This is a genomic window from Methylibium rhizosphaerae (assembly GCF_006386545.1).
In the GTDB taxonomy this organism is placed as follows: Bacteria; Pseudomonadota; Gammaproteobacteria; order Burkholderiales; family Burkholderiaceae_C; genus Pseudorivibacter; species Pseudorivibacter rhizosphaerae.
The window spans coordinates 1-13,693 of the sequence record NZ_SWAR01000043.1; the positions used below are offsets into that span (position 1 = coordinate 1).

12 protein-coding genes are annotated in these 13,693 nt (G+C 67.9%); 2 read left to right on the forward strand and 10 right to left on the reverse strand.

The window, feature by feature from the left end:
• Window positions 1-200: 200 nt before the first annotated feature.
• Both E8D38_RS23090 and E8D38_RS23095 read right to left on the reverse strand, forming a co-directional pair.
• Window positions 201-1,148 (reverse strand): DUF4880 domain-containing protein, encoded by a 948-nt coding sequence (locus tag E8D38_RS23090; RefSeq protein ID WP_140636076.1) that lies wholly within the window; start codon window positions 1,146-1,148, stop codon window positions 201-203.
• A 51-nt stretch (window positions 1,149-1,199) separates the two neighbouring features.
• Window positions 1,200-1,685, reverse strand: coding sequence for a sigma-70 family RNA polymerase sigma factor (locus E8D38_RS23095; protein WP_140636078.1), 486 nt, complete (start codon window positions 1,683-1,685; stop codon window positions 1,200-1,202).
• Between the two features lie 304 nt (window positions 1,686-1,989).
• On the opposite strand from E8D38_RS23095, the gene E8D38_RS23100 reads away from it, so the two are divergent.
• Window positions 1,990-2,781: a winged helix-turn-helix domain-containing protein gene (locus E8D38_RS23100; RefSeq protein WP_181179375.1), complete on the forward strand. Its 792-nt coding sequence runs from the start codon at window positions 1,990-1,992 to the stop codon at window positions 2,779-2,781.
• A gap of 22 nt (window positions 2,782-2,803) precedes the next feature.
• On the opposite strand, the gene E8D38_RS23105 is transcribed toward E8D38_RS23100, so the two are convergent.
• From E8D38_RS23105 to sctV, 7 genes are read right to left on the reverse strand one after another with little or no spacing between them, the layout of a single operon-like run.
• Entirely contained in the window at window positions 2,804-3,259 is a 456-nt protein-coding gene (locus tag E8D38_RS23105; protein ID WP_140636082.1) for a type III secretion system chaperone family protein, read from the reverse strand.
• Window positions 3,256-4,188 (reverse strand): hypothetical protein, encoded by a 933-nt coding sequence (locus tag E8D38_RS23110; RefSeq protein WP_140636084.1) that lies wholly within the window; start codon window positions 4,186-4,188, stop codon window positions 3,256-3,258. The genes E8D38_RS23105 and E8D38_RS23110 overlap by 4 nt, the downstream gene beginning before the upstream one ends.
• Window positions 4,185-4,445, reverse strand: a complete 261-nt coding sequence (gene sctS, locus E8D38_RS23115) for a type III secretion system export apparatus subunit SctS (protein WP_140636086.1) — start codon at window positions 4,443-4,445, stop codon at window positions 4,185-4,187. The genes E8D38_RS23110 and sctS overlap by 4 nt, the downstream gene beginning before the upstream one ends.
• 7 nt (window positions 4,446-4,452) lie before the next feature.
• Window positions 4,453-5,061 (reverse strand): type III secretion system export apparatus subunit SctR, encoded by a 609-nt coding sequence (gene sctR, locus E8D38_RS23120; RefSeq protein WP_425462814.1) that lies wholly within the window; start codon window positions 5,059-5,061, stop codon window positions 4,453-4,455.
• A 50-nt stretch (window positions 5,062-5,111) separates the two neighbouring features.
• Window positions 5,112-6,155: a type III secretion system cytoplasmic ring protein SctQ gene (gene sctQ, locus E8D38_RS23125; protein WP_140636090.1), complete on the reverse strand. Its 1,044-nt coding sequence runs from the start codon at window positions 6,153-6,155 to the stop codon at window positions 5,112-5,114.
• A complete protein-coding gene (locus tag E8D38_RS23130) occupies window positions 6,152-6,853 on the reverse strand; it encodes a type III secretion HpaP family protein (protein ID WP_140636092.1) in 702 nt (233 codons plus the stop codon). Before E8D38_RS23130 ends, sctQ begins: the two co-directional genes overlap by 4 nt.
• A gap of 7 nt (window positions 6,854-6,860) precedes the next feature.
• Window positions 6,861-8,915 (reverse strand): type III secretion system export apparatus subunit SctV, encoded by a 2,055-nt coding sequence (gene sctV, locus E8D38_RS23135; RefSeq protein ID WP_140636094.1) that lies wholly within the window; start codon window positions 8,913-8,915, stop codon window positions 6,861-6,863.
• 250 nt (window positions 8,916-9,165) lie between these two features.
• Between sctV and E8D38_RS23140 the strand changes: the two genes are divergently transcribed.
• Window positions 9,166-11,466: a type III secretion system effector protein gene (locus tag E8D38_RS23140; RefSeq protein ID WP_140636096.1), complete on the forward strand. Its 2,301-nt coding sequence runs from the start codon at window positions 9,166-9,168 to the stop codon at window positions 11,464-11,466.
• A gap of 163 nt (window positions 11,467-11,629) precedes the next feature.
• Here the strand turns inward: E8D38_RS23140 and E8D38_RS23145 are convergent, their stop codons facing one another.
• Window positions 11,630-13,267: an RICIN domain-containing protein gene (locus tag E8D38_RS23145; RefSeq protein ID WP_140636098.1), complete on the reverse strand. Its 1,638-nt coding sequence runs from the start codon at window positions 13,265-13,267 to the stop codon at window positions 11,630-11,632.
• Between the last annotated feature and the right edge of the window lie 426 nt (window positions 13,268-13,693).

Consider the following 13,693-nt stretch of genomic DNA (forward strand, 5'->3'; position numbering starts at 1 on the left):
CATGACGCTGTTTGTCTGTTCAGACATCGACGTCGCTCGGCCCTGGCCGTCGCCCCTCACCCCAACCCTCTCCCCGCAAGCGGGGAGAGGGAGTCAAAACCGTCTGCCGCGCAGCCTCCTAGGAGTCGCGCGGCAGAAGCATCTGCCCCCTCTCCCGCCAGCGGGAGAGGGGGCAGATTCAGCGGCCTTCCAGGCCGGCCTCACGCGGCCGAGATCGTGACCCAGTACTTCGTGCGCTCGCTGATGCGCACGGGCTGCGTGCGCGCCAGGGCGTGCAGCGTGCCGTCGGTGTCATCCAGCGAGAACACGCCGCTGACCTTGATGCGCGCTGCCGCGTCGTCGACGCGCAGCAGGCCGGAGCGGTAGTTCTGCAGCACGGCCACCAGCTCGCCAAGCGGCTCGTTGTTCATGACCATGATGCCGCGCGTCCACATGTCTTCCGTGCCGCGCGCCGGCGCAAGGGTTGGCTGCGCGCCTGCATTGAGCACCAGCTGCTGCCCGGTGGCCACCTGCACGCGACCGCCCGAAGCGAGCGTCGCGATCGCTTGGCCGCCGACCACGGTCAGCCGGGTCTGTTGTTCGAGCGCCTGCGCCACGAAGCGGGCACCACTGGCGTGGATTTCCCCCTCGTGGGTGCGGACCACGACAGCCGCCGGATGCGCGATCGTGTCGGCCAGCAGGCGGCCGCGACGCAGGGTCACCAGCGGCCGCGAGGCCTCATCGGTGGCGATGTCGACGGCGGTACGCGCATCGAGGACGAGCGCACCGCCTTGCGGAAGGATCGACTCGCGGCGCTGCGCAATGCCGGTGCGCTGGTCGGCGGTGAAGTCCGACTGCCGCACGACCTCCCAGCCCAGCAGGCCAGCCGTGGCGCTCACGCCCGCGAACATGAACGCGGACCGCAGCGCAGCACGTCGGCTGGCCCTCGAGACTGCCCGCCCCATGACCTGGGACGACACGCCGCTCTGCCTGAGCCGCTCCACAGGTGCCAGCACGCCGGACATCTGGCGGCTGGCCTCCTCATGCCTCGGGTCGCTGGCGCGCCAGGCTTCGAAGGCTGCGCGGTCGGCGGCGCTGGCCTCACCGGAGCGCAGCAGCACCAGCCACTCGATGGCCATGGCGATATTGGGATCGAGAACGCTACCCACGGCAGATACTCCTTGTGCCTTGCGCCGGTTGACTGAGTTTCAGACTGACTTTCAGAGCCTGGCAGCCGAGATGGCCGTCAAGGCCCGGGTCATGTACTGCCGCACCATGCTGGCAGAAACACCCAGCTCCTTGCCGATCTCGGCATAGGTCATCGCATCGAGCTGGCTGAAGAGAAAGGCGCGCCGGACCTTGTCAGGCAGCGCGTCGAGCGCCGCGTCCACAGCCAGCAGCGCCTCGACGACCAGGGCCTGCTCTTCGGGCGAAGGGTATGTGGGCTGCGGCGCCAGCGCAAGCGTTTCGAGGTAGGCCTGCTCCAGGTCACGCCGCCGCCAGGTTTCGAACAGAACTCGCTTGGCGATCGTGGTGAGCAGCGCCCGCGGCTCGCGCACCTGCTCGAGGTCGCGGTGCTGCGCCAGGTGCAGGAAGGCCTCGCTGGCCACGTCTTCGGCGCTATGGTGCGAGCCGGCGTGACGCCGCATCTGGTCTCTCAGCCAGGCGTAGTGCTCGCGGAAGATGCTTTGAAGACGGCCTCGCATGGGGCTGGGACTCGGGCTCGGGAGGGGGTCGAGATCGCCAGGTGGATCGCTCCTGCGGCGAGGGACCTGCGCATTGTGACGAAAGCCCTGCCGTTCGCATGCGACGGCGCGCGTCCATGTGCGCGCAGTTTTTCACATGCGGACGCCTCGCCACCTGCGCGTCACGACTTCCTCACAACTTCGTCAGCAATCCGCATTGCTTCGCTATTCGCACACGGGTTTCGCCGCCGCTGTCACTTTTGCGCGCGAGTTGCACATCCCATGTGGAAGCACTCATCTACCGTTATCGATCCGGAGGCCGGAATTGAAACTCGTTGCGCTGTTCATCAACAAGATCAAGCAGGCGGCCATCGCCAAGGAGCTGGACGCCCATGGCGTGGAGCTCGCCGCCATGCAGTCGATCGGCAGCCTGTTGCACACGCTCAAGCGTGGCGATGTGCAGGCCGTGCTGCTGGAAGATGCCGACACCCAGCTGATCGACTGGCTGGCCATGCTGCAGATGCGCATGGCCGGCGTGGTGCCGGTGATCGTGGTGGGCGGCGCCAGCGGACTCGGCATGGCTGAAGCGCTGGCGCATGGCGCCACCGATTACGCCGAATACACCGGTTCGATCGACCAACTGCTGGCCCGCCTGCGTGCCCGCGTGGGAAGGTCCTGCGCCCCGGCCAAGCAGGGCATGGAAGTGGGCCCGTACGCGCTCGACTCGGCCAGCTCGTCGGTGCTGTGCGACGGCGTGGAGATCAACCTCACCGCGCGGGAATTCGCGCTGGCCTGGGTGCTGTTCTCGAATGTGGGCCGCGTCGTCAGCGCATCGAGCCTGGCCGCCCGGGTGTGGGGCCGCTCGACCGACGTCTGCAAGCGCACGCTCGAGCAGCATGTCTACCGGCTGCGCCGCAAGCTGTCCGGCAACGGCACCGACTCCGCCATCCGCATCCACGCGGTGTACAGCATCGGCTACCGCCTCGACCTCCTGACACACGGCCGCTCCGCCTGGCCGGCCACCGACTTCGGCCTCGACGCCGGCATGCGGCTCACGTCCGAGCTGCCAGGCGCCCGGCAAGGCAATGGCAGCGTGGGAGCGTGGGGCGAGCGGTGACGGTTCCGCTGTGGTGCTGCGCTCAGGCGCGGATCCAGAAATAGTCGCCGGCACAGATGCCGACAAACATCTCGTCGGTCGAGTTGGCGATGTTGTCGCGCCAGTAGCGGCCGTGTTCGGCGTAGTGCGTCATCGTTTCGGCGAGCCAGGCGCCGTCGATCGAATCCCCCATCGGCACGCGAACGATGAGAACGATGCCCCCGGTGTCGGCGTTGAGCCCGAGCTGCGCCTGGTCCTGCGCATAGACGCTCAGGTTCGCTTCCAGCAGCAGGCGGAAGACGCGCAGCGTGCGCCCCGCCGTGACGATGCCGTAGTGGAAGTTGAGGTACATCGCCCCCGGGTCGTTCGAGAAGTTCGCGAGGTGCACCTCGAAGCCCTCGACTTCGATGGTCCCGCGCTGGAGCACCGCCTCGGCATCGGGCAGGTCGATGACCCTGCACAGGTCACGCACCAGCGACTGGTAGCGTTCGAAACTCATGCTGAAGGGAGGGCCTTGCCCATCGTCAAAGCCGCCTGACACGACAGCTCGATCCGGCTGCAAGCCTGCCGGACCTGTTCTTCAGTGCGCGGCCGATCGGCATTGAGCAGCTTCAGCGGCAGCAGCAGGTTGCGGTTCTGCTGCGCTTCGTCGGGCACGGCAGCGGCCGGCCGCTGTGTGCCGCGGCCCAGGCTTTCGAGCAATGCCCGCTTCACGCCGGCAAGGGTCGCGAACGGCCCGCACTCGATGCCGGCCTCCAGTCCCTTCGTCAGGTAAAGGCGCATCGCCGCCAGCTGCAGGGTCGTGACACCAGGCCCGGGTTGCGCTGGCGCACCCGGCGAGTTGACACCGACAAGAGCTCCCACGAGCGCGCGCGCCAGGTCTTCATGACGCAAGGTCGCGCCCGGCGCCGCTTGCTCCCACAGCGCCTGTGCACCGGTCCCGCCTGCGGCCTGCAGCCCGGAAAGCAGGACAGCTTCCGCGTCCGGCCGGGACTGCGAGCCCACGCGCCACTGCAACCCACGGTGCCCCTGCCGGGACTCCTCTTCCCGCATGCCCTCGCGCGAATCCTCGTGCCAGCCCGCCGTGTCGATCTGCAGGCTCGCCGCGCGCTCCTCGTCTTCGACGGCCGAAGACTGCGGCAGCAGCGGCATGTTCAGCGCGAGCCCGTGATCACCCTCATGCTCCATGCCGGCCGGGTTCGGCCCCGGCGGACGCGGCGGACGCCGGCGCAGCGGCGCCGGGCGGCGTGGCGTGGCGGGCGATGGCGCACGCCCGAGGCGGAACACAAACCCGCCGAACTGGCCGCGGTGCCCGGCTCCATGGTGGTGAGGGCGCGCATGCGTTTCATGGCGCCGCGACTCGGCGGCAGCCTGGGCCGCGGTGGCCTGCGCGGCCGCGTGCGACTGGCGGACCGGCGTCGTGCTCACAGGAACATCGCCGCCAGCAGGCTCTCAGCAAAGCGCAGCAGGGTCGAGCCGGCCCACGGCGCGCAGACCGCCACCACCACGGTGACGGCCAGCAGCTTGATGCCCTGCGAGATGCTCGAGTCCTGCAGCGACGTGACCGCCTGCACGAACGAGATCAGCAGGCCCACGATGGCCGACACCGCGACTGCCGGCAGCGACAGCATCAGGCACATCATGAGCGCTTCGGAGGTGAGCCGAATCACGTTTTCGTAGTGCATGGCGTATCTAGCGGTAGGTGAGCACGAGCCCGTGGATCAGCTTGGACCACCCGTCGAGCACGACGAACAGCAGCAGCTTGAACGGAATGGCCACGTTGGTCGGGGTGACCTGCGACAGACCCATGGCGAGCAGCACGTTGGCGATCACCAGGTCGATCACGATGAAGGCCAGGTAGAGCAGGAAGCCGATGCGGAATGCAGCGGTCAGCTCGGTGAGCAGGAAGGCCGGCGCCAGCACGAGCAGGTCGTCCTTCTTGAGCTGCGCGGCCCGCTCGGGCGGCCAGATGGCCGCGGCCGACTTCAGGAAGAAGGCCTTCTCGGCTGCATCGGCATGCTTGTCGAGGAAGCGGCGGAACGGTTCGCGCGCCGCGTCGGCGGCGCCCAGGATCTGCTGCGCGTTCGACTGCACGCCGGTGGGCGACGAGATGCGCATGTGCTCGGAAGCCTCCATCAGCACCGGCGCCATCACGTAGCAGGTGACGATCATCGCCACGCCGTTGAGCACCATGTTGGGCGGCACCTGCTGCACGCCGATGGCGTTGCGCAGCAGGCCCAGCACGACGGCGATCTTGGTGTACGACGTGACCACCATGGCCGCGAACGGCAGCACCGCCATGGCGGCCAGCACCAGGAACAGCGAGACCGGATCGGCACTCGGCAGCGGCATCATGACGCGGCCCCCATCCTCACGATGCGCACGCCGAGCTGGTCGCCGATGGCCACCAGCTGGCCGACGCCGAGCGTCTGCCCGTGGCACACCAGCCGCACCGAGGCTTCGAGCAGCGCCACGTCGAGCTCGATCACCGAGCCCTCGCCCAGGCTGGCCAGTTCGCCCAGGGCCACGCGTGCGCTGTCGATCTCGAAGGCGACCGGCACCTGCAGGTCTTCGATGCCCGCAGGCGCCCGTGACAGGTCCGCGGCGGCGGGCCCGGTGCCTTCGTCGACCAGGCCCGCCGTGGAGGCCAGGTGTGCGCGTGAACGATCGATGTCGAGATCGGCTTGTGCTTGCATCGTGATTCCCAGTCCGAACTTCAAGATGGCCCGCCACTGCGAGCCGCTGCGGCGTGCCGCGCCGCACAGCACCACGTCGCCTGCATGCAGGTCGTGCAGTCGCTGCCGGCGGATGAGCCGCTCGAAAAGCGTGATGCGCATCGGCACGCGCAAGGAGGCGACGCGCCGCAGGTCGGGCGCCACGTCGTCGCGCAGCACCGCGTCGAAGTGAGCCGCCAGCGCGCTGTCCAGCCGCACCAGCGACACCTCGCCCTGCGCCTGCCCCACGCAGGGCAGCGCGCAGGCGGCCACCGCCTGCGGCGGATAGCGCCGCACCGACCGAACCTCGGCACCCGGCAGCAGCGGCGCGAGCAGCTGGGCGAACGGCGTCAGCAGCGCGCCCGTCACTTCGCGGGCGAGGCCGGCATCGGCCAGGGCCGCCGCCATCTGCAGCGCCGGCCACTGCGCGGGGTCCATCGCCACGTCGGCGCTGCCGTGCGCGCAGCGGATGTCGAGCGACAGCAGGTCGGTGGGGGGGCGCCGCGGGTACACCCGCGCACCTTCCACACCGGCCACCTGCGACAGCCAGGCCTGGAAGCGCCGGTCGAAACCCACGCGGGCCGCCCGCGCCGCCGAAGGCAGCAGCGACGGCAGCCGGCGCGCGATGCTCTCCACCTGCACGGAGCGGCGTGGAGCGTTCAGCGCGGGCTCGACCTTCATGTGACCTCGATGTCTATGCCGTGAGGCAGGTTGGGCAGGCGCTCGAGCTGTTCGAGCAGGCCTTGCCGATACCGGCAGACTAGGTGGTACGAGTGCGGCGACTGGGTGATGAAGCGAAGCGAGAGCCAGTGCTGCGAAAGGCTCAGCCGCAGGTCCGTTTCGGGCAGCACCTGTGGGTCCATCGGCAGCGTGACGGTCCAGTTCACGAACGACGGCGCGGCGCGCGCGCACAGGTTGGCGATGGTCTCGGCCATCTGCTGCGGCCAGGGGTCCTGCTCGAGGCTCAGGCCCGCCGGACCGTCGGCGGCCATGCCGGCGGGCGCGTCGTCATCGGGCGGCTGCAGGGTGGCTGCCAGCTCGCGCGGCTCCATGGCCGCCGCGGCGGCCTGCTCGACCGGCGCGGGTTCGTCGTCGCAGGCAAGCGCCTCCTCTACCTGCTGGAGCAGCACCTGCGGCGCTGGCGGCGCTGCGGACGGCCTGGCCTGTGCGGGCGACGGCGATGGCGGCGACTGGGAGAGCGGCGCCGGTTCGGCGCGCCGCGACGACCCGGCCAGCGTGCGGCGGAACCGGTCGGCCGACTGGGCCGCGGCCACCTGGGCTGCGTTGCGCGGCGCCTGCTGTTGCTGCTGAAGCCGAAGCTGCGCGATCTCTTCCGCGCTCAGCACGCGCAGGGGCCGGCGGCTTTCGGTGCGCGACATGTCGGCCTCAGCCGCTCACTCGACCGATGGGCCGCAGCTCGACGAGGCTGCCCAGCTCCTGGAACGAATACACCCGCAGCCAGTCGAGGCGGGCCTCGATCATCTTGCGCACGTAGCGGCGGATGTCCATCGAGGTGACCAGCGCCACGCCCTGCGCCGGGTCGCCGGCGATGGAGGCGATGCGCTCGGTGAGCGCCATGGCGTTCTCCGGCGGCATGGCGAGGTAGTTGCCGGCCGGCGTGGGCTTGATGCACTGGCGGATGGCCTGCTCGATGCCCGGGTCGAGCAGGATCGCCGACAGGTGCCCGTTGCCCGCCGATGCCTCGAAGGCCAGGTAGCGGCCGAGGTCGCCGCGCACGTATTCGGTGAGCAGCAGCATGTCCTTCTCCTTCGGCCCCCAGACGATGAGGCTCTCGAAGATCGTGCGCACGTTGCGGATCGGCACCTGCTCTTCCAGCAGGCGGCGCAGCACTTCGGCGATGCGCTGCAGCGGCAGGATCTTCTGCACCTCGGCCACCAGGCCCGGATACTCGGGCGACACACGGTCGATCACCCACTGCACCTCCTGCACGCCCATGAACATGTGCGCATGGCGGCGCAGCACGCCGAACACCTGCGCGGCGATCACGTGCTCGAGGTCCATGCAGGCTTCGGCGCGCTGCGCTTCCGGCACGGCCGAGGGCGGCAGCCAGAGCGACTCGGCCATGCCCAGGATGGGACCGTGCTTCTCGGCGCCGGCCGCCAGCGGTGAAGCGGTGTCGGTGACGAGCAGCATGCGCCCCGGCACGTTGTGCTGGCTCGTCGGCACGTCGTTGAGCAGCACGTCGAAGCGGTGACCGCTCAGCTCGTTCGAGACCCACATCGCCGCGCCCGGGAACGGCAGGCCCAGGTGCGCCTGCAGCTTGCTGCGCTCGGCTTCGAGTGCCACATCGAGCCGGTCGGCTTCGAGCAGCTCTCCAAGCGGGCGGGACATGCGGATGGCCAGCGGCTTGGCGAAGTGCGGCGGCTGCTGCAGGATGGCCGGCGCGTCACCCTTGCCGCCTTCGCGCTGCAGCGCGCTGATGGGCTTGGAGATCGCATTGGCCTCTTCCTTGCGCTGGCGCTTGCTCAGCAGGTGGGCCGCGAAACCCAGGCCCGCGGCCAGCGCCATGAACTGCAACGCCGGAAAGCCCGGCACCAGCGCAAAGGCCATGGTCAGCGCGCCGGCGAGGTAGATGGCACGGGGCGTGCGCGTGAGCTGCGCGCTGATCTCCTGGCCGAGCGAGCGCGGCTTCTTCTCGTGTTCGTCGGCCACGCGCGTGATCAGCACGCCGGCGGCCACGCAGATGAACAGCGAGGGGATCTGCGAGACCATCGCGTCGCCGATGGACAGCACCGCGAAGCGGTTGGCAGCTTCGCCGGCCGTCATGCTGTGGTAGAGCACGCCCACGACGATGCCGGCGAGGATGTTGACCAGCGTGATGATGAGGCCGGCGATCGCATCGCCCTTCACGAACTTCATCGCACCGTCCATGCCGCCGTGCATCTGGCTTTCCATGGCCAGCAGGGCGCGCTTGCGCCGGGCCTCGTCGCCGGTCATGAGGCCGGCACGCAGGTCGGCGTCGATGCTCATCTGCTTGCCGGGCATCGCATCGAGCGTGAAGCGCGCGCCGACCTCGGCCACGCGCTCCGAGCCCTTCGAGATGACGATGAACTGCACCACCGTGATGATGATGAACACCACGATGCCCACCACCAGGTTGCCGCCCACCACCAGGTTGCCGAAGCTTTCGATCACGTGCCCGGCGTCGGCATGCAGCAGGATGGCCTTGGTGGAGGCGATGTTCAGCGACAGCCGGAACAGCGTGGTGAACAGCAGCAGCGACGGAAACGTCGAGAGCGACACCGCATTCGGAATGAACAGCGTCGTCATCAGCAGCAGCACGCTGGCGGCGATGTTGATGGCCAGCAGCGTGTCGATCAGCGCCGTGGGCAGCGGCAGGATCATCAGAGCGACGATCGCCACGATGAGGGCGGCCATCGTGAGGTCGTTGCCCATCGTGGGATTGAGGCGAAAGGCCATGACGCGATCTCCAGGGTGGACGCAATGGACGCGAGGCGCGCCACGCAGGCCGCCCCGTCGGGTGAGTCAATCTATGAGGGAAAAGGACGAACGCGCGGCACGCACGCGAAGGGCGGCTCGGGAGTGCGAAGCCGCATCGTGTGCCGCAGGGTTTCGCACCAAGGCGCAACACTTCGGGTTGGTGCTGGAGCGCTGTCATGGTGCAGACACCATTTCGGTGCCGCCTCAAGGCACAAGGAGAGCGCAAGCCATGACCATCGACAAAACTTCCAGTCCCATGACCCCCGGCCGGAGCGCATTGCTCCCCAGCACCGTGGAGCGAAGCGACTCTTCGCTCGCCCGCGCGGCCGAGAGCGCGGCTGCCGCCAGCAGTCACCTGGGCGTCTCGGGCCGCAGCCAGCGCACCCCCGACGACACCAGCATGTCGCGGCGTTTCGCCGATGCCGCCCTCTCAGCCGTGTCAACGGCCAGAACGACCCTGGCCGAGCTGCTGGGGAGATCGCGGCGCGACGCCCCGCCCGGCGCAGGGGACATCGAGGCTCAGGTCGTCCAGGCCGCCGGTGCCGTTGCCGGCTCCGCCGCGGCCGGGGCTACGACATCCGCGCAGGGTGCTTCGGCTGTCGAGCGCCCGGCGGCTGCTGTGATGGAGCGACTGCAGGCGGCGATCGAAGCCGCCCAGAACCGCCCGGTGGACACCGAAGCGGCGGCCAGCCTGGTCAATGACCTGCGACGCATGGGGCCGGGTGCGGGAGCGGACCGTGCAGCGACCAATGCCGACCTGATGAAGGGCGTCACGGACGAGAAGGTGAAGGCCTGGTATGCGGCACAGGGCCTGACCGACGCGAACGTGGATGCGCTGCGCAAAGCGGCGTTCCGTTCGGGCATGCCCAACCCCACCGGCTCCTTCCTGAACAACGCGATCCAGTACATCGCGTCACCCTTCGTCGGCGCCCACGCCGGCCCGTGGGCGGGTGCCGGGGTGGGCTTCGCAGCCGCCGCGGTGGGCGCGCCGATGAATGCCTTCCAGCAGTCGGCCGTCGTCACGCTGTGCGAGTCGATCCGCGAGCATGGCGGCCCGGTCATCGTTCCCGACAAGAAGAGCATCAACGACAAGCACTACCTGCCCGAGTTGTCGAAGACCCTGCAGACCGCCGTGAACGAGTTCAGCGGCGCGCACGATGCGCTGCAGAACACGATGCGCGAACTCGGCTTCGCCGCCGACACCCATCTGCCGTCCAAGCTGCAGAGCCTGGAGCCGGCGCAGTTGCAGACGCTTCGCGAGCAGGTGGAGCACCTGGTGCAGAAGGAAGCGAAGCTGTTCGACACGCAGCGTGACTTCATGATGACGCAGGGCGCGCACGAGCGTCAGTGGAAAGGCAACACCTACCAGGCCGTTCCCCGCACGCTGCGCGCTCCCGTGGCCAGCTACGTGGGTCTCAAGAGCAAGCTGGACCTGGGGAAGTCGGTGTCGCCGACGGGGCAGTCGGTCGTCTCCCTCATGCTGACGGCTGCTCAGCACGTGGCCGCCGGTTTCGACGAGCGGAACAAGCAGGAATACAACAACAAGCTGAACCTGATGTATGGCGACTTCTTCACGGCCCAGGGCAATGAAAAGCTCAAGAGCGGCGTGCCGCTCGAAGCTTCGGACATCGACGTGAAGAAGCTGCGCAACTTCGTCAACTTCCCGGAACAGTCGCTCGTGAAGCACGTGTCGGCGGAGACGAAGCGCCAGATCGACGGCCTGGAGAAGGTGCTGAACGACACCACTGCGCCCGCACGCCCGGCCGCCGACGTCGACAAGGACCGGAGCGCGTTGCAGGCACTGAAGGACGACGCGGCCAAGCTCAAGAGCGGCAAGCTGACCGAGCTCACCCCGGGCGGCCTGGCGGAATCGCTGCTGGTGGCCTCCGACAAGTCTGTGGTGTCGCCGCAGCTCTTGGCCGATGTGAAGGCCAAGTACACGATGCGGGAGTTCTCGGCGCAGACCGCGCAGCGCCTCGGCCAGATGCTCCACCTCGGCGTGCTCGGCAGCGCCGCGTCCTCGATCATCGGCAAGGTATCGTCGGCAGCCGTGGGCGGCACCAAGGAGGCACCGCTGCAGCAGGCACTCACGGTTCCCATCGCGTCCGGCATCATGGCCGGCTTCGGTGCCAGCTTCCAGCACACGGCCATCTCGGTGAAGAACAACCGGCGCGAGGCCGAAACGGACCCGGGCCTGCTGACGCAGGTCGGCCGCGGCATGTGGGGTGCGGCGGGCGAGATCACGTCGAACCGAAGGGGCACGCAGGCCAGCCGCGAGGCGAACGACCTGCTGGCGCAGGAGGCCATCGGCCAGACCTTGAAGTTCGCCAAGGACGTGCGGGCCGAGCTGGGCCCGTTGCAGACCCAGGCGGAAGTGCCGCTGTCGACGCCTCCGCGCCCGGGTGACGCTTCCGCGTCGGGCATCAAGGAGATTGCCATCAGCATTCCCGACCCGACTCCGGAGGCGAGAGCGCCGGAGTCGTCGGCCGGACCATCGCGCAAAGGCAAGGAACCAGCGCTGGATCAGTGACGCCGCTGCCCTTGTTGGTACCCAGCCCCACGGCACGAGCAGTCGAGCAGCTCCAGCGCGCGTCCAGAAACAACTGCGCCCCACCTGTCAGGCGATAGCGCCTGACAGGTGGGGCGAAGAGAAGGCCCTCGCTACGCAGCGAGAGCCGTACGGGTGAAGCGCCTCAGCGGATGCTCACGCCACCTTTCTTGTGGAGCTCCTGCGCCTTCCACATGAGGTAGCCGCCGTCGGTTTCCGGGCTGGTCTGTGCCCCCTCGCCGGCACCGAAGAACACCCCGACGATGTGGGAGTCAGCCACCTTCTCCAGGTTGTTGAAGATGTAGTCGACGTGGTTGTCCTGCCAATGGTTCGTGGTGTTGTTTTGGTTCCAGTTCCCGACCGGGATCTGCCACACCACCATGGGCTTGCCGACCATCTCCGTCAACCTCTTGCTCAGTGCCAGGAACTTCGCGAACTTCTCGTCGTTCCAGAAGGTGTCCTCGTTCTTATACGCCCTCCTCCACCCTGCATCACGGTCGGCGACATCCATGGTGAAGAAGTCGCCTTCGTTGGCACCCAGAGCTAGCATGTAGTTGCCCCAGTCGTCCGCGGTGCCGCTCCAAGGCGAGGCATGCAGCCCGACCGCGGCGTTCGGCGCGTACTTGCGTGCCATCGAGATCATGCAGCGGGCGACGCCTGCCGCGTTGTTCTCCTTGTCGGAGCAGTCGGTCCAGTTGGCTGCGTGCACCTGGGCGGGTATGGCACGCGGATTCGTGTTCATGCCGCGCAGGAAGCCCCACATGTCGGGTTCGATTTGCAGAATCACACGCTCATTGCCGATCTTCTGCAGCAGGAAGCGCCAGTCGTTGAAATAGCGAGTGAGCTTCCCGCTGTCATTGAAAACTCGCATTGCGAGTTCGCCCCCCTCGTCGCCCGCAAGCTTGCTCATCGTGTAATAGGTGAGCATGGTCAAGCGGGGACGCGCCGTGCCGTCCCAAGTCGCCGACTTTCCTTCCGTGACCCATTCCTTGATTTGCGTGCCGGCAGGACGCGTGTTATCCCAGCATGCCCACCAATTGACCCAGCCGCTCGGACACTTGTTCGCGTATTCAGCGTTCGGCCACGCGTCGCTGCTGAGGTAGCGGTAGCGCACGTCCCACGGGGCCTTGGTGATGCTTGCGTCGTCCATCTGTGCGCCGACCAGCACCTTGGTGAGACCCATGAAGCTGCTGAACTTGGTGGCTGCCGGCGCCTGGCAGTTGCCGTTCACGGGATTGAAGTACCACTTCTGCTGCGGTGACCATTGGTCCGAGCGCTGCTGCAGGGTTGTGCCCGCCTTGGTGTCTGCGACCGTGAGCACCTTGTCCGAGAAATTCGACTTGATCTTGTACGCACCGCCACCCGCGGCCGAGACCTTCCACTGCTGGTTCGGGTTCCCGGTGTAGCTCCACTGCACGACGGCGCTGCCGTCCTCCTTGGACCAGCCGTACACGTCCAGCGACTTGTCGCTGTGCACGGGGCGCAGCGTCAAGAGCCCGCCGCCCACGTCCGTCACCGCCCATTGCTGGTTGAAGTTGTACGGGCCACTGGTGCTGTTCCACTGCACCACGCTGGCACCGTCGGCCTTGTTCCAGCCACCCACCTCCAACTGCAGGCCACTGCCTTCGTTGACGATGTAGTAGGTCTTGCCGCTGACCGGCGGGTCGCTGCAATTCGCCGCGCCGGCGGCCCCTGCGGCGGACAAGCCCGCCGCGATTAACGCCACTCGGGCGGTCGCCATCGCACGGGCAATGGCACCAGACGGTGAATTGGGATGAGTCATACTTCGCTCGGTCCTCGTCAATGGGAGATGGGTCGCTCAAGATGGAATTCGCCTTCTCGCAAGTCGATTCGCATTCGAGCGCACCGATCGTAGTTTTTGCGTCGTCGCAAGACATGATGGGACCGTTCCCGGCGCATGACCGGCACATGACCGGTGCATGACCGAATGTGATCGAAGGTTACCGTTTGGCTCCGGACGCCACCTCCACCAGCTTGCGCTCCAGCTGCAGCGCGGTGGGCGCCCCGCCGGTCCGTGTGCCATCCTCGAAGAAGAGCGTCGGCGAGCGAGCGTGATGCTTTCGCCGCGCACAGGCAGCCCGATGGAATCTCGATGATCGCAACGCCGGCCGTGCGAACGTCAGCGATGCACACGGTGCCACTGCGCGGTGGCCAAAACATGATGACGGCATGACCTGCGAAGCCGCGG